This is a genomic window from Cellulomonas sp. NEAU-ZC6 (genome assembly GCF_056844425.1).
The window spans coordinates 580,218-600,805 of the sequence record NZ_JBXFYH010000001.1 but is presented as its reverse complement, the minus strand read 5'-3'; the positions used below and the strand labels follow the sequence as shown (position 1 = coordinate 600,805).

At 74.9% G+C, this 20,588-nt stretch carries 20 protein-coding genes; 17 read left to right on the top strand and 3 right to left on the bottom strand.

Annotation, left to right across the window (positions count from 1 at the left end):
- Window positions 1–5: 5 nt before the first annotated feature.
- The 17 genes from pgsA to AC1050_RS02770 all read left to right on the top strand — a co-directional run bounded on the left by pgsA (window position 6) and on the right by AC1050_RS02770 (window position 16,969).
- On the top strand, window positions 6–614 hold the full coding sequence (gene pgsA / locus AC1050_RS02850; protein WP_482385869.1) for a phosphatidylinositol phosphate synthase: 609 nt from the start codon (window positions 6–8) through the stop codon (window positions 612–614).
- A complete protein-coding gene (locus tag AC1050_RS02845; RefSeq protein WP_482385868.1) occupies window positions 611–1,576 on the top strand; it encodes a phosphatidylinositol mannoside acyltransferase in 966 nt (321 codons plus the stop codon). Before pgsA ends, AC1050_RS02845 begins: the two co-directional genes overlap by 4 nt.
- A 20-nt stretch (window positions 1,577–1,596) precedes the next feature.
- Window positions 1,597–2,790 (top strand): glycosyltransferase family 4 protein, encoded by a 1,194-nt coding sequence (locus AC1050_RS02840; protein WP_482387226.1) that lies wholly within the window; start codon window positions 1,597–1,599, stop codon window positions 2,788–2,790.
- Complete coding sequence (locus AC1050_RS02835) at window positions 2,787–3,419, top strand: hypothetical protein (RefSeq protein WP_482385867.1); 633 nt, start codon at window positions 2,787–2,789, stop codon at window positions 3,417–3,419. The genes AC1050_RS02840 and AC1050_RS02835 overlap by 4 nt, the downstream gene beginning before the upstream one ends.
- 117 nt (window positions 3,420–3,536) lie before the next feature.
- Entirely contained in the window at window positions 3,537–4,460 is a 924-nt protein-coding gene (gene pdxS / locus AC1050_RS02830; RefSeq protein WP_482385866.1) for a pyridoxal 5'-phosphate synthase lyase subunit PdxS, read from the top strand.
- Window positions 4,457–5,086, top strand: coding sequence for an NUDIX hydrolase (locus AC1050_RS02825; protein WP_482385865.1), 630 nt, complete (start codon window positions 4,457–4,459; stop codon window positions 5,084–5,086). Before pdxS ends, AC1050_RS02825 begins: the two co-directional genes overlap by 4 nt.
- Window positions 5,087–5,232: 146 nt before the next feature.
- On the top strand, window positions 5,233–6,459 hold the full coding sequence (locus AC1050_RS02820; RefSeq protein WP_482385864.1) for a pyridoxal phosphate-dependent aminotransferase: 1,227 nt from the start codon (window positions 5,233–5,235) through the stop codon (window positions 6,457–6,459).
- Between the two features lie 10 nt (window positions 6,460–6,469).
- Entirely contained in the window at window positions 6,470–7,087 is a 618-nt protein-coding gene (gene pdxT / locus AC1050_RS02815) for a pyridoxal 5'-phosphate synthase glutaminase subunit PdxT (RefSeq protein WP_482385863.1), read from the top strand.
- Window positions 7,088–7,177: 90 nt separating this feature from the next.
- A complete protein-coding gene (locus tag AC1050_RS02810; RefSeq protein WP_482385862.1) occupies window positions 7,178–7,933 on the top strand; it encodes a YebC/PmpR family DNA-binding transcriptional regulator in 756 nt (251 codons plus the stop codon).
- A 101-nt stretch (window positions 7,934–8,034) separates the two neighbouring features.
- The gene (gene ruvC, locus AC1050_RS02805) at window positions 8,035–8,604 is read left to right on the top strand and encodes a crossover junction endodeoxyribonuclease RuvC (RefSeq protein ID WP_482385861.1); all 570 of its coding nucleotides are present in this window, start codon (window positions 8,035–8,037) and stop codon (window positions 8,602–8,604) included.
- Window positions 8,605–8,694: 90 nt separating this feature from the next.
- Entirely contained in the window at window positions 8,695–9,315 is a 621-nt protein-coding gene (gene ruvA / locus AC1050_RS02800; protein ID WP_482385860.1) for a Holliday junction branch migration protein RuvA, read from the top strand.
- Entirely contained in the window at window positions 9,308–10,351 is a 1,044-nt protein-coding gene (ruvB, locus tag AC1050_RS02795; RefSeq protein WP_482385859.1) for a Holliday junction branch migration DNA helicase RuvB, read from the top strand. The genes ruvA and ruvB overlap by 8 nt, the downstream gene beginning before the upstream one ends.
- Before the next feature lie 136 nt (window positions 10,352–10,487).
- Window positions 10,488–10,910 carry a preprotein translocase subunit YajC gene (gene yajC / locus AC1050_RS02790; protein WP_482385858.1) on the top strand — a complete coding sequence of 141 codons (423 nt, stop codon included), beginning with the start codon at window positions 10,488–10,490 and terminating at the stop codon, window positions 10,908–10,910.
- Between the two features lie 65 nt (window positions 10,911–10,975).
- Window positions 10,976–12,850: a protein translocase subunit SecD gene (gene secD / locus AC1050_RS02785; protein WP_482385857.1), complete on the top strand. Its 1,875-nt coding sequence runs from the start codon at window positions 10,976–10,978 to the stop codon at window positions 12,848–12,850.
- Window positions 12,850–13,974: a protein translocase subunit SecF gene (gene secF / locus AC1050_RS02780; RefSeq protein WP_482385856.1), complete on the top strand. Its 1,125-nt coding sequence runs from the start codon at window positions 12,850–12,852 to the stop codon at window positions 13,972–13,974. Before secD ends, secF begins: the two co-directional genes overlap by 1 nt.
- Window positions 13,971–14,540, top strand: a complete 570-nt coding sequence (locus AC1050_RS02775; RefSeq protein WP_482385855.1) for an adenine phosphoribosyltransferase — start codon at window positions 13,971–13,973, stop codon at window positions 14,538–14,540. Before secF ends, AC1050_RS02775 begins: the two co-directional genes overlap by 4 nt.
- Before the next feature lie 113 nt (window positions 14,541–14,653).
- On the top strand, window positions 14,654–16,969 hold the full coding sequence (locus AC1050_RS02770) for a RelA/SpoT family protein (protein ID WP_482385854.1): 2,316 nt from the start codon (window positions 14,654–14,656) through the stop codon (window positions 16,967–16,969).
- Here AC1050_RS02770 and AC1050_RS02765 read toward each other — a convergent pair.
- The 3 genes from AC1050_RS02765 to AC1050_RS02755 all read right to left on the bottom strand — a co-directional run bounded on the left by AC1050_RS02765 (window position 16,921) and on the right by AC1050_RS02755 (window position 20,416).
- The gene (locus AC1050_RS02765; RefSeq protein WP_482385853.1) at window positions 16,921–17,670 is read right to left on the bottom strand and encodes a hypothetical protein; all 750 of its coding nucleotides are present in this window, start codon (window positions 17,668–17,670) and stop codon (window positions 16,921–16,923) included. The genes AC1050_RS02770 and AC1050_RS02765 overlap by 49 nt on opposite strands.
- A gap of 104 nt (window positions 17,671–17,774) precedes the next feature.
- Window positions 17,775–19,637 (bottom strand): DUF349 domain-containing protein, encoded by a 1,863-nt coding sequence (locus AC1050_RS02760; RefSeq protein WP_482385852.1) that lies wholly within the window; start codon window positions 19,635–19,637, stop codon window positions 17,775–17,777.
- Window positions 19,634–20,416, bottom strand: a complete 783-nt coding sequence (locus AC1050_RS02755; RefSeq protein WP_482385851.1) for a peptidylprolyl isomerase — start codon at window positions 20,414–20,416, stop codon at window positions 19,634–19,636. Before AC1050_RS02755 ends, AC1050_RS02760 begins: the two co-directional genes overlap by 4 nt.
- Between the last annotated feature and the right edge of the window lie 172 nt (window positions 20,417–20,588).

The window sequence follows — 20,588 nt, the reverse complement described above, 5'->3', positions numbered from 1 at the left end:
CGCACGTGCTGAACCGACTCCGAGGGGCCATGACGCGGCTCTTCACGCCGGTGGCGGACGCGCTGCTCAAGCGCGGCGTCTCGCCGGACGCGGTGACGATCGCCGGCACCGTGGCGGTCGTCGCCGCGGCGCTCTGGCTGTTCCCGACCGGGCACTTCCTCGCGGGCAGCCTGGTGATCGGGCTGTTCGTGCTGACCGACAGCCTGGACGGCGTCATGGCGCGCCGTGCGGGCCGGGCGGGGCCGTGGGGGGCGTTCCTCGACTCCACGCTGGACCGGTTCGGCGACGCCGCGATCTTCACCGGCATGGTGCTGTGGTTCGTCGGCGAGGGCGACTCCGCCTGGGGCGTCGGCACGGCGCTGGCCTGCCTGGTGCTCGGCTCGATCGTCCCGTACGCCCGGGCCCGCGCCGAGGGTCTCGGCATGACCGCCCAGGTCGGCATCGCCGAGCGCGCCGACCGGCTCGCGGCGGTGCTGGTCGCGGCGCTGCTGGTCGGCCTGGGGCTGCCGCAGGTCGTGCTGGTCGTCGTGCTGGCGCTGCTCGCGCTCGCCTCGCTGGTGACGATCGTGCAGCGGATGGCGACCGTCCGGCGGCAGGCGGTGGACGCGGCGTGAGCATCGACATGGCGAAGCTGTTCGCGTTCGCGTGGCGCGTCGTCGGCAAGGTCCCCGACCCGGTGGTGCGGGGCGCGTTCCGGCTGGTCGCGGACGTGCTGTGGCTGCTGCGCGGCTCGGGCGTCCGGCAGCTCGAGGCGAACCTGCGGCGGGTGCGCCCGCACGCGCGCCCCGAGGAGCTCCGCCGGCTGACGCTCCTGGGCATGCGCTCCTACATGCGCTACTACGGCGAGTCGTTCGCGCTGGTCGGCATGACGCCGGAGCAGGTCGACGCCCGGGTCCGGCTCGTGGACGCCGGGGAGGTGCGGCAGCAGATCGCCATCGGCCGGATGTCGGTGATGGCGCTCGGGCACCTGGGCAACTGGGACCTCGCGGGCGCCTGGGCCACGCGGAACCTCGGCAGGACGGTCACCGTGGCCGAGCGGTTGAAGCCGGAGGCGCTGTTCCAGGAGTTCCTCGCGTTCCGCGAGGGCCTCGGGCTGGAGATCATCGCGCTGTCCGGGGCCGGCGGCGGGGTGTTCCGCGAGCTGGTCCGCGCCGTGAAGCAGCCGACCGGCGGGCTGGTGCCGCTGCTGGCGGACCGCGACCTCACCGCCCGCGGCGTCGAGGTCGAGCTCTTCGGCGAGCGGGCGCGCGTCGCGGCCGGGCCCGCGGCGCTGGCCGTCGCGACGGGCGCGCCGCTGTACGCCGCCTCGATCACGTACGAGCGCCTCACCGGCGCGCGCCGCCGGGCCGCCGGCTCCCCGTGGGGGATCGTCATCGAGTTCGGCCGGGAGCTGTCGGTGCCCGAGGACGTGCCGCGCGCCGACCGGGTCCGCGTGCTCACCCAGCTCTGGGTGGACGACCTGGCCGCCGGGATCGACCGCGCCCCCCAGGACTGGCACATGCTGCAGAAGGTGTTCGTCGCGGACCTCGACCCCGAGCGGTACGCGAGGACCCTCGCGGCGGAGGGCGCGGCATGACGCCGGCCCCCGCGCGGCCGCTGCGGGTCGGCATCGTCTGCCCGTACTCCTTCGACGTCCCCGGCGGCGTGCAGTTCCACGTGCGCGACCTGGCCGAGGCGCTGATCGCGCGCGGCCACACGGTGTCCGTCCTGGCGCCCGCTGACGAGGACACCCCGATCCCGGAGTACATGACGTCCGCGGGCCGCGCGGTGCCGGTCCGGTACAACGGCGCCGTCGCGCGCCTCACGTTCGGTCCGGTCACGGCGGCCCGGGTGCGGCGCTGGCTGGAGGCCGGGCAGTTCGACGTGCTGCACCTGCACGAGCCGGTCACCCCGTCGCTGAGCATGCTGGCGCTGTGGGTCGCCGACGGACCCGTCGTCGCGACGTTCCACACCGCGCTGGTGCGGTCCCGCCCGCTGCAGATCGCGTACCCGCTCGTGCGGCAGTCGCTGGAGAAGATCAGCGCCCGGATCGCGGTCTCCGAGGACGCCCGGCGGACCCTCGTCGAGCACCTGGGCGGTGACGCCGTGGTGATCCCCAACGGCGTCTACGTCGACGCGTTCGCGCGCGCCGGCACCGACCCGCGCTGGGTGGGCACGCCGGAACGGCCGACCGTGGTGTTCCTCGGCCGGCTGGACGAGTCCCGCAAGGGGCTGCCCGTGCTGCTCGGCGCGGTCCCCGCGGTGCGCCGCGCGGTGCCCGGGGTGCGGATCCTGGTGGCGGGCCGCGGCGAGACGGGCCCCGACGACGTGCGCGAGCTGCTGGGCGACGACGCCGACGCGGTCGAGTTCCTCGGCGGCATCAGCGACGAGGAGAAGGCCCGCCTGCTGGCGTCCGCGGACGTGTACTGCGCGCCGCAGACCGGCGGCGAGTCGTTCGGCATCGTGCTGGTGGAGGCCATGAGCGCGGGCACCGCGGTCGTGGCGTCGGACCTGGGCGCGTTCCGCCGGGTGCTCGCCGACGGCGACGCCGGGGTGCTGTTCCGCACCGGCGACTCCGACGACCTGGCGCGGACGCTCGTCGAGCTGCTCGCCGACGGCGACCGCCGGGCCCGGGTCGCGGCGGCGGGGGAGTCCGCCGTCGCCCGGTACGACTGGTCGTCCGTGACGCACGAGGTGCTGACCGTGTACGAGATGGCGGTCGAGGGCAGCGAGGCGCCCGTCGGCGAGGACCCGACGTCCCGGCGCGGCGCGCGCACCGCCCTGCGCCGCCTGCGGGGTGACGACGCATGACCTGGTCCGAGATCGCGGTGGTCGTCGTCGCCGTCGTCGTGCTGGTGCTGTGGTGGTCGTGGGTGGCCGCGTCCCGCATCGACCGGCTGCACCGCAAGGTCGCCGCGTCGGGCGCCGTGGTGGACACCCAGCTGCTGCGCCGCGCGTCCGCGGCTTCCACCCTGGCGGCGTCCGGCGTGCTGGACCCGGTCAGCTCGGTGCTGATCGGGGAGGCGTCCTGGGCGTCGATCGCCGCCAGCCGGCCGCACACGCAGGGCATGGCCCGGCTGCCCGCGGAGCTCGCCGCACCGGACCGGCCCGGGACGACGACCGCGGACCGGGGGCTGGTCGAGAGCGAGCTGTCCTCGACGCTCCGCGAGGCCCTGGCCGACCCGGACGAGGTCGCCGCGCTGCGGGAGGAGCCGGGCGCCGACGAGCTGCTCGACGCCCTGGCGGACGCCTGGTACCGCGTGCAGCTCGCGCGCCGGTTCCACAACGAGGCCGTGGCGCAGGCGCAGCGCATGCGGCGCGGCTGGGCGGTGCGCACCCTGCGGCTCGCGGGCCGTGCGCCGATGCCGCAGACGCTGGAGCTGGACGACGCCTGGCCGCCCGCGCTGGGCCGCCCGGGCCGCCCGCCCGCCGCCGCCTGACCCGTGGACGGCGCCGCCGCGACGCCCGTGGACGGCACCGCCGTCGCCCGGCGCGGCGCGACTACGATGGGTGGCGGAACCCTGCCACCCCCCTCCCCCCGAGATGTGAGGCCCTCAGTGACCAGCGAGACCAGCCAGCCCGTCACCGCCGCCGACGCCCCCGCGGTGGGCACCGCGCGCGTCAAGCGCGGCATGGCGGAGATGCTCAAGGGCGGCGTGATCATGGACGTCGTCACCGCCGAGCAGGCCAAGATCGCCGAGGACGCCGGCGCGGTCGCCGTCATGGCGCTCGAGCGGGTGCCCGCCGACATCCGGGCCCAGGGCGGCGTCGCGCGGATGAGCGACCCCGACCTGATCGACGGCATCATCAGCACCGTGTCCATCCCGGTGATGGCCAAGGCGCGCATCGGCCACTTCGTCGAGGCGCAGGTGCTGCAGAGCCTCGGCGTGGACTACGTCGACGAGTCCGAGGTGCTCACCCCGGCCGACTACGCGCACCACATCGACAAGTGGCAGTTCACGGTGCCGTTCGTCTGCGGCGCGACCAACCTGGGCGAGGCGCTGCGCCGCATCACCGAGGGCGCGGCGATGATCCGGTCCAAGGGCGAGGCCGGCACCGGCGACGTCTCCAACGCCACCACGCACATGCGCACCATCCGCGACGAGATCCGCCGGCTGTCCTCGCTGCCCGAGGACGAGCTGTTCCTCGCCGCCAAGGAGCTGCAGGCGCCCTACGACCTGGTGGTCGAGGTCGCCCGCGCCGGCAAGCTGCCGGTCGTGCTGTTCACCGCCGGCGGCATCGCGACCCCGGCCGACGCGGCGATGATGCGCCAGCTCGGCGCCGAGGGCGTGTTCGTCGGCTCGGGCATCTTCAAGTCCGGCAACCCGGCCGAGCGCGCCGCCGCCATCGTCAAGGCGACCACGTTCTACGACGACCCGGACGTCATCGCCAAGGTGTCCCGCGGCCTCGGCGAGGCCATGGTCGGCATCAACGTCGACGACGTGCCGGTGCCGCACCGGCTCGCCGAGCGCGGCTGGTGACCCGGTCCGTGCCGACCGACGGCCCGTCGTCCCTCCCGGGGGACGGCGGGCCGTCGCCGTCCGCGCCCCCGAGCACCGGCACAGCGACCGCGCTCGGCCCGGACTGGGTGCTGGGTGCCGACGGGCTGCGGTTCCGCCGCGCCGCGCGGGTGCTGCTGCTCGACGCCGACGACCGGCTGCTGCTGGTCCGCGGCCACGACGCCGACCAGCCCGAGCGCTCGTGGTGGTTCACGGTCGGCGGCGGGATCGACCCGGGGGAGTCGTCGCTGGACGCCGCGGTGCGCGAGGTGCGCGAGGAGACGGGGCTGGTGCTCGACCCCGGGGCGCTCGTCGGGCCGGTGCTGACCCGCACCGGGATCTTCGACTTCTTCGCGGAGCGCTGCCGGCAGGACGAGGAGTTCTACCTGGCCCGGGTCGACGCGGCGCTCGACACCGACGCGATCGGCCGGGACGGCTGGACCGAGGTCGAGCTGGACCTGCTGGACGAGCTGCGCTGGTGGCACCTGGACGACCTGGCCGCCGAGGACCGCGAGGTGTTCCCCGAGGGCCTGCCCGACCTGGTGCGCCCCCTGCTGCGCGGCTGGGACGGCGTCACCCGGCACCTCGGCCCCCAGCACGACCGCTGACCCCAGACCCCGGTCCCGGCCCGCGTCGCCGGCGGATTCTCGCCTCGCCGGCCGATCCACCCGCTGGTGGTGCGGGAAAGCGCTGGCGAACCGTTTTACGTACCGGGGAGTAACGTCCGCGCCCGGTTCTCCGGTACCGTGCGCCGGTGCCCCTCTCCACGTCGCCCGCCACCCGCATCCACCGCAGCGGCATCCGCACCCTCATGGAGCTCGCCATGCGCGACCCCGAGGCGATCCGGCTGGAGATCGGCGAGCCCGACGTCCCGACCCCGGCGCACGTGGTCGAGGCGGCCGGCCGGGACGCCGCCGCGGGTCACACCGCGTACACGTCGAGCACCGGGACGCCCGAGCTGCGCGCCGCGCTGGCGGAGAAGGTCCGCCGGGTCAACGGGCTCGACGTCACCGCGTCCGACGTCGTCGTCACCCACGGCGCCATGCACGGCCTCGCCATGGCGATCAACGCGCTGGCCGGACCGGGCGACGAGATCCTGCTGCCCGACCCCGAGTTCCCCAACTGGCGGATGGCCGCGGTGGCCACCGGGGTCGACGTCGCGACCTACCCGGCGCACGCGGCGAACGGCTTCGTTCCGACACTGGCGGACATCGCCGCGGCGGTCACGCCGGCGACCAGGGCGATCGTGGTGTGCTCGCCCAACAACCCGACCGGGGCGATGTACCCGGCCGAGCTGCTGGCGGGGATCGTCGAGCTGGCGCGCGAGCGGGACCTCTGGGTGCTCTCGGACGAGTGCTACGAGGCCATCACGTTCGACGCCCCGCACGTCAGCCCCGCCGCGTTCGACACCGACGGCCGGGTGCTCACGTTCTTCTCGTTCTCCAAGACGTACGCCATGACGGGCTGGCGGCTCGGCTACGTCGTGTCGCGCGACCCGGGCGTCGTCGACCTGCTCGGCCAGGTCGCGGAGGCCACGGTCGCCTGCCCGTCCTCGGTCAGCCAGCGCGCGGCCCTCGCCGCGCTGACCGGCCCGCAGGACGACGTGGTCGCGGCGGTCGCCTCCTACCGGGAGCGGCGCGACGCGGCGGTGGCCCTGCTCGACGCCCGCGGCGTGCCGTCGGTGCCGCCCGCGGGTGCGTTCTACCTGATGGTCGACGTGTCGGCCGCGACGACCGACTCCGAGGCGTTCGCGCTGCGGCTGCTGGACGAGCGGCACGTGTCGGTGTCCCCGGGCAGCGCGTTCGGCGCGGCGGGCGAGGGCATGGTCCGGGTGTCGCTGGCCAGCGACCGCGCCGCCCTGCTCGAGGGCCTCGGCCGGCTCGCCGACCTCGTCGGCGACTGGGGCACGGTGGAGGTGCCGGCCGTCGCCGCTGCCGCGGCCGAGCGCGCTCTGGACGGCGCGGTGCCCGCGGATTCGTAGGATGAGAGGCGTGAGCGCTTCCCCCACGATCGGTGTCCTGGCCCTGCAGGGCGACGTGCGCGAGCACGTCGCCGCCCTCGAGGCGAGCGGGGCGACCGCCGTCCCGGTTCGCCGCACCAGCGAGCTCGACGCCGTCGACGCCCTGGTCCTGCCGGGCGGCGAGTCCACGACCATCGACAAGCTGCTGCGCGCGTTCGAGCTGGACGGGCCGGTGCGCGAGCGGCTCGCGGGCGGCATGCCGGCCTACGGGTCCTGCGCCGGGATGATCCTGCTCGCGGACCGGATCGTCGGCGGCATCGACGGCCAGCGCACCCTCGGCGGGCTGGACGTGACGGTGCGCCGGAACGCGTTCGGCCGGCAGGTCGACTCGTTCGAGTCGGACCTGCGGATCGACGGTGTCCCGGACACGGAGGCGGACCCCGTGCACGCCGTGTTCATCCGTGCGCCGTGGGTCGACGAGGTCGGACCCGCCGCCACCGCGCTGGCCCGCGTCGAGTCCGGCCCCGCCGCCGGTAGGATCGTCGCGGTACGCCAGGGCTCGCTGCTCGCCACGTCCTTCCACCCGGAGGTGACGGGGGACACGCGGGTCCACCGGCTGTTCGTCGAGATCGTCCGCGACGCCCTGTGAGCGCGGGGGCGCCGCCCGAGGCCGGGCGGTGCCGTCCCGCCGGTCCGCCGGGCAGCAGGTCGAGGCGCTAGAACGAGAGGGTACGAAGCGATGTCGGGTCACTCCAAGTGGGCCACCACGAAGCACAAGAAGGCCGCGATCGACGCGAAGCGGGGCAAGCTCTTCGCGAAGCTCATCAAGAACATCGAGGTGGCCGCCCGCACGGGCGGCGGTGACCCCGCGGGCAACCCGACGCTGTTCGACGCCATCCAGAAGGCGAAGAAGACGTCGGTCCCCAACGACAACATCGAGCGCGCGGTCAAGCGCGGCTCCGGCGCCGAGGCCGGTGGCGCGGACTACCAGACGATCCTCTACGAGGGCTACGGCCCCGGCGGCGTCGCGTTCCTGGTGGAGTGCCTCACCGACAACCGCAACCGCGCCGCGGCCGACGTCCGCGTCGCCTTCACGCGCAGCGGCGGCCAGCTGGCCGACCCCGGCTCGGTGGCCTACCTGTTCTCCCGCAAGGGCGTCGTCATGGTGCCCAAGGACGGGACCACCGAGGACGACGTGATGATGTCGGTGCTCGAGGCGGGCGCCGAGGAGGTCAACGACGCGGGCGAGGCCTACGAGGTGCTGTCCGAGGCGACCGACCTGGTGGCCGTCCGCACCGCGCTGCAGGACGCCGGCATCGAGTACGACTCCGCGGACGTCGTGTTCCACCCGGCCACGCAGATCGAGGTCGACGCCGAGGGCGCCCGCAAGATCTTCCGGCTGATCGACGCGCTCGAGGACTCGGACGACGTGCAGAACGTCTACGCGAACTTCGACGCCTCCGACGAGGTCATGGCGGAGCTCGAGGACGACTGAGCCCGCCCGCAGCCCCGCCCGACGCCCCGCCCGGCCCTCCGCCGCGCGGGGCGTCGGCGCGTCCGGGCCGGTCCGGGGGTCCGGGCTGGGAGGATGGGGCCGTGCGCGTACTCGGTGTGGACCCCGGCCTGACGCGGTGCGGGCTCGGCGTGGTCGACGGCCTGCCGGGCCGCCGGGTCCGGATGGTGGCCGTCGGCGTGGCCGAGTCGGCGCCGTCGGCGGACATCGACCAGCGGCTGCTCACCATCGCCGCGCACATCGACGACTGGCTCGAGGAGCACGCACCCGACGCGCTCGCCGTGGAGCGGGTGTTCGCCCAGCACAACGTGAGCACGGTGATGGGCACCGCGCAGGTGGCCGGCATCGCGATGCTCGCGGCGGCCCGGCGCAAGATCCCGGTCGCGATGCACACGCCGTCCGAGGTCAAGGCCGCCGTCACGGGCAGCGGCCGGGCCGAGAAGCTGCAGGTGCAGACGATGGTCGCGCGGCTGCTGCAGCTGGACGCGCTGCCGAAGCCGGCCGACGCCGCGGACGCGCTCGCCCTGGCGATCTGCCACCTGTGGCGCCCGGCCGGGGCGGTCGGCGCCCCGCAGCGCGCGCCGGGTTCGATGACGGCCGCTCAGCGCGCCTGGGCCCAGGCCGAGCAGGCCAGCCGCCGCGTCCGCGCCTGACGGCGGCGCACCGGTGCGGGGCGTGTCGTTCGTACAGGTGTTCGCACCCGTGGCAGACTGCTCGCCGACGTCCGACGGGAAGGAGCCGGTGTGATCGCCTCGGTGCACGGGACGGTGCTGGCCGTGCGGCTGGACGCCGCGGTGGTGGAGGTCGGCGGGGTCGGCATGCTGGTGCAGGCGACCCCGGCGACGCTGGCGGGCCTGCGGGTCGGGCAGACGGCGCTGCTGCACACCCAGCTGGTGGTGCGCGAGGACTCGCTCACGCTGTTCGGGTTCGCGGACGCCGACGAGCGCGAGGTGTTCGAGGTGCTGCAGACCGTCAGCGGCGTCGGGCCCCGGCTCGCGCTGGCGATGCTCGCGGTGCACACGCCGGACGGCCTGCGGCGCGCGGTGGCCGCCGAGGACCTGGCCGCGCTGAAGCGGGTGCCCGGGATCGGCCACAAGGGCGCGCAGCGGATCGTCCTGGAGCTGGCGGACCGGCTCGGCGTGCCGCGCGAACTGGTCGCCGGCGGCGGTGCCCCGGTCGCGGCGAGCCCCGCGGACCGCCGTGACCAGGTGGTCGAGGCGCTGGTCGGCCTCGGCTGGAACGCCAAGGCGGCGCAGGACGCGGTCACGTCCGTGCTGGACGGCAGCGAGGAGCCGGTCGGGGAGGCGGAGGTCGCGGGCGTGCTGCGCGCGGCCCTGCGGACGCTGGGCGGCGGCCGTGGCTGACGACGTCCCGGAGGACGGCGAGGGCTCGCTGGTCCGGCCCGGCGCGGACGAGCTGGAGCGCGCGGCCGAGGCCGCGCTGCGCCCCCGGCACCTGGACGAGTTCGTCGGCCAGAAGGTGGTGCGCGAGCAGCTGTCCCTGGTGCTGCAGGCCGCGCTGGGCCGCGGCCGCGCCCCGGACCACGTGCTGCTGTCCGGCCCGCCCGGGCTCGGCAAGACGACGCTGGCCATGATCATCGCCGCCGAGCTCGGCACCTCCCTGCGCGTCACCAGCGGGCCGGCGATCCAGCACGCGGGCGACCTGGCCGCGATCCTCTCCTCCCTGGAGGAGAACGAGGTCCTGTTCATCGACGAGATCCACCGCCTCGCGCGGCCCGCCGAGGAGCTGCTGTACGTCGCGATGGAGGACTTCCGCGTCGACGTGGTGGTGGGCAAGGGCGCGGGCGCCAGCGCGATCCCGCTGGCCCTGCCGCCGTTCACGGTGGTCGGCGCCACGACCCGTGCCGGGCTGCTGCCGGCGCCGCTCCGGGACCGGTTCGGGTTCACCGGGCACCTCGACTTCTACGCCGACGACGAGCTCGAGCGGGTGCTGCTGCGCTCCGCCGGGCTGCTCGACGTGCCGCTCGCGCACGAGGCCGCCGCGGAGATCGCGTCCCGGTCCCGCGGCACCCCGCGCATCGCCAACCGGCTGCTGCGCCGGGTGCGGGACTGGGCGCAGGTGCGCGGCGACGGCACGCTGTCGCTCGACGCGGCCCGGGCGGCGCTCGAGGTGTACGAGGTCGACCGCCTCGGCCTGGACCGGCTGGACCGCGCCGTGCTCACGGCGCTGTGCACGCGGTTCGGCGGGGGACCGGTCGGGCTGACCACGCTGGCCGTGGCGGTCGGCGAGGAGCCGGAGACCGTCGAGACGGTCGCGGAGCCGTTCCTGGTGCGCGAGGGGCTGATCGGCCGCACCGCGCGCGGGCGGGTCGCCACCGCCGAGGCGTGGGCGCACCTCGGGCTCACCGCGCCGGTGCCCACGGGCACGCTGTTCGGCTGAGCACGCTCGCCGCACGACCTCGACGCGCCCGGGCCGCCGCGGGAGGATGGGAACCGACGCGCGTGCGCGGTCGTTAGGAGCCCGGAGCCGTGGCGCCTAGACTGCGGCCGACGTCATACGCGATCAGGAGCTCGTCTTGGACCCCACCTTCCTCATCATCCTCGTCATCGGCATCGGGGCGATGTTCCTGCTGTCCAGCCGGCAGCGGAAGGCGCAGCGGGAGCAGCTCAGCTTCCGGGACAACCTGCAGCCGGGCCAGCGGGTCATGACCGGGTCCGGCATGTACGGGACCGTGGTCGAGGTGGACGGCGACGAGGTCACCCTCGAGTCGACCCCGGGGACGCAGAGCGTCTGGATCAAGGCCGCCATCGCGCGCCTCGTCGACCCGCCGGTCGAGGAGGTCGTCGAGGACGACGACGCGCTGGCCGACGACGCGGAGTGGCGCGACGAGCCGGGTGCAGTCCCGCCGGGCCGCATCGACGTGCCGGACGACCTGTCGTCGCTGCAGCCCCCGCGTGACGACGAGGGCCCCGACGGCCCCAAGAAGCCGCAGCAGTAGTCGTACCCCATCCGCACCGCCCGCTGGACCCAGCGGGCGGTGCGCGCACGAGAGAAGACGATCCGTTGGCCCCACCCACCCGTCGCCGCCACCCGGCGCGCACGCTCCTCACGCTCGCCGTCCTGACGGTCGCCGTCTTCGGGGCGATCTTCGCCGGGACGCGGTGGTCCGACGCGTCGTGGACCCCGAAGCTCGCGCTCGACCTGGAGGGCGGCACGCAGCTGATCCTCGCGCCGGTCGCCGAGGACGAGTCCAGCGTCTCGTCGGAGACCATCGCCCAGGCGATCGAGGTCATCCGGCAGCGCGTCGACTCCTCCGGCGTCGCCGAGGCCGAGATCACCAGCCAGGGCGGGTCCAACATCGTCGTGGCCCTGCCGGGCCGCCCGAGCGAGGAGACGCTGGACCTGGTCCGGACGTCCGCGCAGATGGAGTTCCGCCCGGTCCTGACGTACGGCGCGCCCGAGCCCACGCCGGCCGCGACGCCGACGCCGACGGACGGTGCGACGGCGGCCGCCGAGGAGCCCTCGGACGAGCCGACCAAGGCCGCGCCGGACTCGGCCAGCGACGCCGAGTACTACATCACCCCGGCCGTGCAGGCCCGGTACGACGCCCTCGACTGCACGGACCAGGCCAACCTGACCGGTGGCCAGTCCGCCCCCGCGGACGAGGCCCTGGTCACCTGCGACCCCACCGGCACGATCAAGTACGTGCTCGGCCCGGTCGAGGTCGAGGGGTCCCGCATCGCGAACGCGAGCTCGGGCCTGCAGGTCAGCCAGTCCGGCGCCGTGACGAACACGTGGGCCGTCAACATCGAGTTCGACCGCGAGGGCACCCGCACCTTCGCCGAGGTGACCGAGCGGCTGCAGGGCCAGCAGGCGCCGCAGAACCAGTTCGCGATCGTCCTGGACGGCCTGGTGATCTCCGCGCCGTCGCTCGACCCCGGCGTGATCATCTCGGACGGCAAGCCGGAGATCTCCGGCTCGTTCACCCGCGAGACCGCGACCACGCTCGCCAACCAGCTGAAGTTCGGCTCCCTGCCGCTCAGCTTCGAGGTGCAGAGCGAGGAGCAGATCTCCGCGACGCTCGGCTCCGAGCAGCTGGAGAAGGGCCTGATCGCGGGCCTGATCGGGCTGCTGCTGGTCGTCGTGTACTCGCTGTTCCAGTACCGCGCGCTCGGCCTCGTGACCGTGGCGTCCCTCGTGATCGCGGGCGTGCTGACGTACGGCGTGGTCACGCTGCTGTCCTGGACCCAGGGCTACCGGCTGTCCCTGCCCGGCGTCGCCGGCCTGATCGTGGCCATCGGCATCACCGCGGACTCGTTCATCGTGTACTTCGAGCGCATCCGCGACGAGCTGCGCGAGGGCCGGACCCTGGTCGCCGCCGTCGACCGCGCCTGGGAGCGCGCGCGCCGCACGATCCTCGCCTCCGACGCGGTGAACTTCCTCGCCGCGATCGTCCTGTACTTCCTGGCCGTCGGCTCGGTCCGCGGCTTCGCGTTCACGCTCGGCCTGACCACGCTGATCGACCTGCTCGTCGTGTTCACCTTCACCCACCCGGTGATGCGGCTGATCGCGCGGACGAAGTTCTTCGGCTCCGGCCACCCGCTCTCCGGCCTGGACCCGCGGCGCCTCGGCGCCCCGGACGCCACCCGGTACGTGGGCCGCGGGCGCGTCGTGCGCGGGCCGCGCACCGACGCCGGCACGTCGGCCGACGCCCCGGCGCCCGCCGACGCCCCGCGCGGGCTCGACGTCCCGACGTCGACGCTCGTGGCCGCCCCGGCCGGGGCCGGCGGCACCATCGCCGAGCGCCGGGCCGCTGCCCGCGCCGCGCAGGCCGGCACCGTCCCGGCGGACGCCGCGCCCGCCGACGGCGCGCCGGCCGACGACGGTCCCGCGACCCCGGAGGACACCGCACGACGCACCGAGGGGAACGAGTCCTGATGGCCGTCAACTTCGCCCAGTGGGGCAACGACCTCTACACGGGCCGCCGGTCGTACGACATCGTCGGCCGCCGCAGGCTCTGGTTCTCCATCTCCGGCGTCCTGGTCCTGATCTCCGCGGCCCTGCTGTTCACGCCGGGTCTGCACGCGGGCATCGAGTTCCGCGGCGGCTCGCAGTTCACCGTGTCGAACGTGTCGACCACGGACCAGCAGCCCGCCATCGACGCGGTCACGGACATCGCCCCCGAGGAGGTGCCGCGCGTCACGAACGTCGGCTCCTCCTCGCTGCGGATCCAGACCGCCGAGCTGACCAACGACCAGGTGAGCCAGGTCCGCGCGTCGCTCGAGGAGGCGTACGGCGTCTCCGAGGACGACGTCGCGAGCTCGTTCATCGGCCCGACCTGGGGCAAGGACGTGTCCCAGAAGGCCGCGACCAGCCTCGTCGTGTTCCTGGTGCTGGTCAGCATCGTCATGACGATCTACTTCCGGAACTGGCGGATGGCCCTCGCGGCGATCGTCGCGCTGGTGCACGACATCGTCATCACGGCGGGCGTCTACGCCGCGATCGGCTGGGAGGTCACGCCGGCGACGGTGATCGGCTTCCTGACGATCCTCGGCTACTCGATCTACGACACGGTCGTGGTGTTCGACAAGGTGCGCGAGAACACCGTCGGCATCACCGACCAGACCCGCTCCACCTACGAGGAGCGCGCGAACCTCGCGGTCAACCAGACCCTGGTCCGCTCGATCAACACGTCCGTGGTGGCCCTGCTGCCGGTCGCCGCCATCCTGTTCATCGGCGCGTTCGTGCTCGGCGCGGGCACGCTGCGGGACATCGCGCTCGCGCTGTTCGTCGGCATGCTGGTCGGCGCGTTCTCGTCGATCTTCCTCGCCACGCCCCTCGAGGTCGCCCTGCGCGAGCGCGAGCAGCCCATCCGGGAGCACACCGCCAAGGTGCTGGCCCTGAGGGCCCGCACCGCGACGGGCGCCGGCGACGGCACCGAGGCCCGCGGGGACGACGCGGCCGGCGACCCGGTCGCGGTCGGCCGGTACACCGGTCAGGTCCGCCCCGGCGGCCACCAGGGAGTCGCGGCGCAGCCGCGGAAGAAGAAGGGTCGGCGATGAGCCACGCGCAGCAGGACCGGACGAGCGCCCCGCTCACCGGCGAGGCCCTCGTGGCCCGGATCGACGAGCTCGTCCGCGACGTGCCCGACTACCCGACGGCGGGCGTGGTGTTCAAGGACATCACGCCGCTGCTCGCGGACGGACCGGCCTTCCACGCGGTGGTGCAGGAGATGGCCGCCCGCGTCCCGGGCCCCGTCGACCTGGTCGCCGGCATGGAGGCGCGCGGGTTCATCCTCGCCGCACCGGTCGCCCTGGCCCTGGGCGCCGGCTTCCTGCCGGTGCGCAAGGCAGGCAAGCTGCCCGGGCCGACCGCCCGCCGGGACTACGAGCTCGAGTACGGCGCGGCGTCGGTCGAGCTGCACCCGTTCACCGTCCCGGCCGGCTCCCGCGTGCTCGTGGTCGACGACGTGCTCGCCACCGGCGGCACCGCGAAGGCGACGATCGAGCTGCTCGAGGAGTGCGGCGCGGAGGTGGTCGGCCTGTCGTTCCTGATGGACCTGACGTTCCTCCCGGGCCGGTCCCGGCTCGAGGGGCACCACGTCGACGCGCTGCTCGCCGTCGGCTGAGGAGGTCCCGCGGCCCGGAAGCCGTAGAATCGTCCGGATCGGCGTCGCGACCGGCCGGCCCGGATCACGACGCATCGGACAGCCGGGCGGTTCCGGCACGACGGGAGGCTCGCATGGCGGACCAGGTACGGACGTCTCCCGACACGCCCGAGGCCGCCGCGACCACCGGCAGCACCAGCCGGGTGCGCTCGCGCCTGGCCCGGTTCGGGCAGGGGAGCCGGCCGCAGCAGTCGCCGGTCATCGAGCCGCTGCTGCAGGCCGTCCGGACCAACCACCCGCGGGCCGACCTCAGCCTGCTGGAGCGCGCGTACGTCACGGCGGAGCGCGCGCACCGGGGGCAGCTCCGCAAGAGCGGTGACCCGTACATCACGCACCCCGTCGCCGTGGCGACGATCCTGGCGGAGCTCGGCATGACCCCGCCGACGCTCGCCGCCGCGCTGCTGCACGACACGGTCGAGGACACCTCGTACTCCCTGGAGCAGCTGCGGGCGGAGTACGGACCCGAGATCGCCATGCTCGTCGACGGCGTCACCAAGCTCGACAAGGTGACCTACGGCGACGCCGCGCAGGCCGAGACCGTGCGCAAGATGGTCGTCGCGATGTCCCGTGACATCCGCGTGCTGGTCATCAAGCTGGCGGACCGGCTGCACAACGCGCGCACCTGGAAGTTCGTCCCCGCCGCCTCGGCGGAGAAGAAGGCGCGCGAGACGCTGGAGATCTACGCCCCGCTCGCGCACCGGCTGGGCATGAACACCATCAAGTGGGAGCTCGAGGACCTGTCGTTCTCGACGCTGTACCCGAAGGTCTACGACGAGATCGTGCACCTGGTCGCCGAGCGCGCCCCGGCCCGCGAGGAGTACCTCGCCGTCGTGCGCGACCAGGTCGGCGCCGACCTGCGCACGTCCAAGATCAAGGCGACCGTCACCGGCCGGCCCAAGCACTACTACTCGATCTACCAGAAGATGATCGTCCGCGGCCGCGACTTCGCCGACATCTACGACCTGGTGGGCGTGCGTGTCCTGGTCGACACGGTGCGCGACTGCTACGCGGCGCTCGGCGCCCTGCACGCGCGGTGGAACCCGGTCCCCGGCCGGTTCAAGGACTACATCGCGATGCCCAAGTTCAACCTCTACCAGTCGCTGCACACGACGGTGATCGGCCCCGGCGGCAAGCCCGTCGAGATCCAGATCCGCACGCACGACATGCACCGCCGCGCCGAGTACGGCGTCGCCGCGCACTGGAAGTACAAGGAGAACGCCAAGGGCGCCGGTGCCGACACCGACGGCAACGACATGGCGTGGCTGCGCCAGCTGGTCGACTGGCAGAAGGAGACCGCCGACCCCTCGGAGTTCCTCGACTCCCTGCGGTTCGAGATCGCCGACGGCGAGGTCTACGTCTTCACGCCCAAGGGCGACGTCATGGCGCTGCCCGCCGGCGCCACCCCGGTGGACTTCGCCTACGCCGTGCACACCGAGGTCGGCCACCGCACGATGGGCGCCCGGGTCAACGGCCGGCTCGTGCCGCTCGACTCGACCCTGGAGAACGGCGACGTCGTCGAGGTGTTCACCTCGAAGTCCGAGACCGCGGGCCCGTCGCGCGACTGGCTCGGGTTCGTCACCAGCCCCCGCGCGCGCAACAAGATCCGCCAGTGGTTCACCAAGGAGCGGCGCGAGGAGGCGATCGAGCACGGCAAGGACGCCATCGCCAAGGCGATGCGTAAGCAGAACCTGCCGATCCAGCGCCTGCTGTCCCACGAGTCGCTGGTCGCGCTCGCCAACGAGATGCGGTACGCCGACGTCTCGGCCCTGTACGCCGCCATCGGCGAGGGCCAGGTGTCCGCGGCGACCGTCGTGCAGCGCCTCGTGCACGCGATGGGCGGCGAGCCCGGCGCCGAGGAGGACATGGCCGAGGTCGCGCGGCCCGGGCAGACCGCCCGGCGCGTGCGGACCGGCGACCCCGGCGTCGTGGTCAAGGGCGTCGACGACATCTGGGTCAAGCTCGCCAAGTGCTGCACCCCGGTGCCGGGCGACGACATCGTCGGCTTCGTGACCCGCGGTCAGGGCGTCAGCGTGCACCGGTCGGACTGCATCAACGTCTCCTCGCTGCGCGAGCAGCCCGAGCGCATGGTCGACGTCGCCTGGAGCCAGAGCAGCACCGCGCTGTTCCTGGTGCAGATCCAGGTGGAGGCGCTGGACCGCAGCCGGCTGCTGTCGGACGTGACCCGCGTGCTGTCCGACCACCACGTGAACATCCTGTCCGCGTCGGTGTCGACCTCGCGCGACCGGGTGGCGATGTCCCGGTTCGTCTTCGAGATGGCGGAGCCGTCCCACCTCACGTCCGTGCTGTCGGCGGTGCGCAAGGTCGAGGGCGTGTTCGACGTCTACCGGATCACGGGCGCGAAGGCGGACCAGCCGGTCGTCGACGCCTGACGACCGTCCGGCACGGCAGGTGGCGGTGGTGCTGATGGCGCCGGTGGTGCTGGTGGCGCCGGCGGTGCTGGGCGCGCTGTCGCCGCGGCCGGGGCGGCGCGGGGGAGCAGGGCGGCGGCCGCGCGGATGCCGCGGCGGCCCGCGGCAGCCGCCACGTCCGCGCGCAGCCGGGTGAGGTCCAGGCCCGCCGCCGCGAGCCGGGCGACCAGCGTCAGCGCCAGCTCGGGCGGGTCGTGGCTGAGCAGGTCCACGGCCGTGCGCCGCGGGGTCGTGACCCGGACCCCGCCCACGGTGGTCACGTCGCGGTCGGGCAGGTCGGCGACGGACGCCGCACGTCCGGGCGCCGGGTCGGGGGCCCGGACGCGGCGCGGTGCCACCACGTGCAGCCGGTCCGGCGGCGGGCCGCCGAGGTGCACCCACACCGCCGCCGCCCGCGCGACCGCGCACCGCGCCGGGACCCGGGGCGCCAGCGCGGCCGCACGGAGCACGGCGGTCTCCGGGACGCCGGCGGGCAGCGCGGCGTCGTCCCGCAGCGGGACCAGGTCACCGTCCCGGAGCAGCACCTGCCAGGCGACGTCGCCGAGGTCCGCGCGGCGGACGACGGCCGCCCGGGCACGGGCGGGCGCGGGGGAGCCCGTGCGCTCGGGCGGGTGTGGCGGATCAGGCAGGTGGGGCAGGTCGGGCAGGTCGGGCACGCTCACCGCAGCAGGATGCCGGTCGACCCCCGCACTGGGCGAGGGGCGACCGGCATCCCTGTGGACGGCTCCCGGCGTGCCGCCGGGCGGCGGTCAACCGGCGCGGCGGGTCAGCCGCGCGAGTCCTGCGCGGCCCGCTGGACCTGCTCGAGCCAGGCACGCCGCGCGTCGAGCGCGGCCTGCGCGTCGGCGACCTTGCGGCTGTCGCCGCCGGCCTGGGCCTTCGCCAGGTCGGCCTCGAGCTGCGCGATGGCGTTCTCGAGCTGGGCGAGCGCACCCTCGGCCCGCGCGCGGGTCTCCGGGTTGGTGCGGCGCCACTCCGCCTGGTCGGCGTCCCGGATCGTGCTCTCGACCGCGCGCAGGCGCGCCTCGACGCGCTGGATGTCGCCGCGGGGCACCTTGCCCGCCGCCTCCCAGCGGTCCTGGATCGACCGGAGCGCGGCCTTGGCCTGCCCGAGGCCCTTCGACACGTCGATCGCCTCGGCCTCGGCGAGCAGCGCCTCCTTGACCTCCAGGTTGGCGCCGTACTCGCGGTCGGTCGCGGCGTTCAGCTCGTCCCGGGCGTGGAAGAACGTGTCCTGGGCGGCACGGAACCGGGCCCAGAGCGCGTCGTCGTCCGCGCGGCTGGCCCGCCCGGCGGCCTTCCACCGGGCCATGAGGTCGCGGTACTGGCCGGCCGTCGCGCCCCAGTCGGTGCTCGTCTGCAGGCGCTCGGCCTCGCGGACGATCTCCTCCTTGGTGGCCTTGGCCCCGGCGTTGCGGGACTCGAGCTCGGCGAAGTAGTGCCGCCGCTCCCGGTCGAACGTGGTGCGCGCGTGGCTGAACCGCTTCCAGAGCGCCTCCTCCGAGGTGCGGTCGACGCGCGGGCCGGAGCGCTGCGCCTCCTTCCACTCCTCCAGCAGGCTGCGCAGCTGCTCGCCCGCCGGGCGCCACTGCATCCGGGCCGGGTCGGTGCCGGCGATCTTCTCCGCGCGCTCGACGATCTGCGTGCGGGCGGCCAGCGCCTCCTGCCGGGCGGCGGCCCGCTCGGCCTCCACCGCGGCGCGCCGCTCGGCCGCGGTCGCGCGCAGCGCGTCCAGGCGGGCACGCAGCCCGTCCAGGTCACCGACGGCGGCGGGCTCGGCGGTCTCCTCGGTCAGGCGCGTGAGCGTCTGGTCGATCTCCTTGACCGCGAGGTCCGTCGCGGTGAGGCGCGCCTCGAACAGCACGACCTTGGCCTGGAGGTCCAGGAACCGGCGCACGTACAGGGCGAGGGCCTCGTCCGCGGTGGCGCCGGGGAACTGGCCCACGGCACGCTCGCCGGCGGCCTCGCGGACGTACACCGTGCCGTCCTCGTCCACGCGGCCGAACGCCGTCGCCGCGGCCGCCTCCGCCGAGTCGTCCGGGACGGTCACCGGGGCGGCGGGCGCCACCGGGGTGGTCGCGGCCGCGACGGGGGACTGGCCCGGGGCCGGGCGCGGCCGGGGGCGCATGGCGCTCGGCAGCGGCGGGCGGGGGACCGGGCCGGGGGCGGCGGCCGGGGCCGCGGGCGCGGCGGTGGGCGCCTCGGGAGCGGCCTCCGCCGGCGTGCTCTCCTCGGCTGCGGCGCCCGTCTCCGGTGCCACCTCTTCGGCGGCGGGCTCCGCGGCGGGCACCTCGGAGGTGGTCTGCTCGGGAGCGGTCCCCCCGGCGGGGGCGTCCTCGGGAGCGACCTCCGAGGCGGTCACCTCGGACGTGGTCTCCTCGGCAGCAGTCTCCTCGGCGGCGGCGGCCTCCACGGGGGCGACCTCCTCGGGAGTGGTCTCCTCGGGGGCGGTCTCCGCGGGCGTGGTCTCCTCGGGAGCGACGTCCTCGGCGGCGGCCTCCTCGGGCGCGACCTCCTCGGGCGCGGTCTCCTCGGGCGCGGTCTCCTCGACCTGCTGGTCCGGCGCCGTCGTGGCCACGGCGGCCTCGTCGTCGTGCGAGCGCTGCTGCTCGTCGGGCGTCTCGGTCACTGGGTCTCCACTCCCTCGATGGTGACGGGGGTGGAGGGGGTGCCGTCGGAGGCACCTCCGCTCACGCCCGCGTCAGCGACTGCCTGCACGACGTCGAGGCCCGACGTGATGCGGCCGAACACGGTGTAGCCGCCGGCGTCGTCCGCCGGGATGGTCGAGTCCTCGTAGACGAGGAAGAACTGGCTCCCCATCGACTCGCCGTTGCCGCCCTGACGCGCCATGGCGAGGGTCCCCGCCGGGTAGACGTCGTCCGCGGGCGCGTTCTCGATCGGGCCGAACGAGTAGCCCGGGCTGCCGGTGCCGGTGCCCGTCGGGTCACCGCACTGCAGCACGTAGATGCCCTCGGTGGTCAGCCGGTGGCAGTCGGTGCCGTCGAAGTAGCCCTCCTGGCCGAGGGTGACGAAGTTCGCCACCGCCTGCGGCGCGGCGGCCCCGTCGAGCTCGACGCCGATCTCGCCCTGGCTGGTCGTGATCGTGCCGGTCCAGGTGCGGCCCTCGGCGAGCGCGGCCTCGGGGACGACGCCGCCGTTGCCGACGCGCTCCGCCGGGGTGGTCGCCGCGGTCGTGGCACCGGGGTCGCTCGCGGCGTCCGCGCCGCCGTCGCCCGATCCCGACAGCAGGATGCCGGCGGTCACGCCGACGCCCAGCACCAGCACGCCGACGACACCGACGGCGACGATCTGCTGGCGACGCCGCCTGGCCCGCCGGGCGGTCTGGCGCTCCTGCCACTTCTCGTACCGGCGGCGCTCGTACTCGCGCTCGCGCTTGCTGGACGGCACGCACACTCCTCGATCTCGACCTGCGGGCGGGTCCCCCTGGTGGACACGGAGCACCCGCGCCCGCCCGACAGTCTAGGCAGCCGGGGCGGGACTCGGACGCCCCCCGCGCCGCGGGCGTCGCGCCGACCTGCCGCGCAGCCGTCGCGGGCCCGGGCGGAGCGGTGCCGACGCC

Coding starts and splice junctions, on each gene's coding strand:
- secF (WP_482385856.1), top strand. CDS start 12,850: ATGGCCGTCAACTTCGCCCAGTGGGGCAACGACCTCTACACGGGCCGC.
- AC1050_RS02770 (WP_482385854.1), top strand. CDS start 14,654: ATGGCGGACCAGGTACGGACGTCTCCCGACACGCCCGAGGCCGCCGCG.
- AC1050_RS02835 (WP_482385867.1), top strand. CDS start 2,787: ATGACCTGGTCCGAGATCGCGGTGGTCGTCGTCGCCGTCGTCGTGCTG.
- AC1050_RS02775 (WP_482385855.1), top strand. CDS start 13,971: ATGAGCCACGCGCAGCAGGACCGGACGAGCGCCCCGCTCACCGGCGAG.
- AC1050_RS02810 (WP_482385862.1), top strand. CDS start 7,178: ATGTCGGGTCACTCCAAGTGGGCCACCACGAAGCACAAGAAGGCCGCG.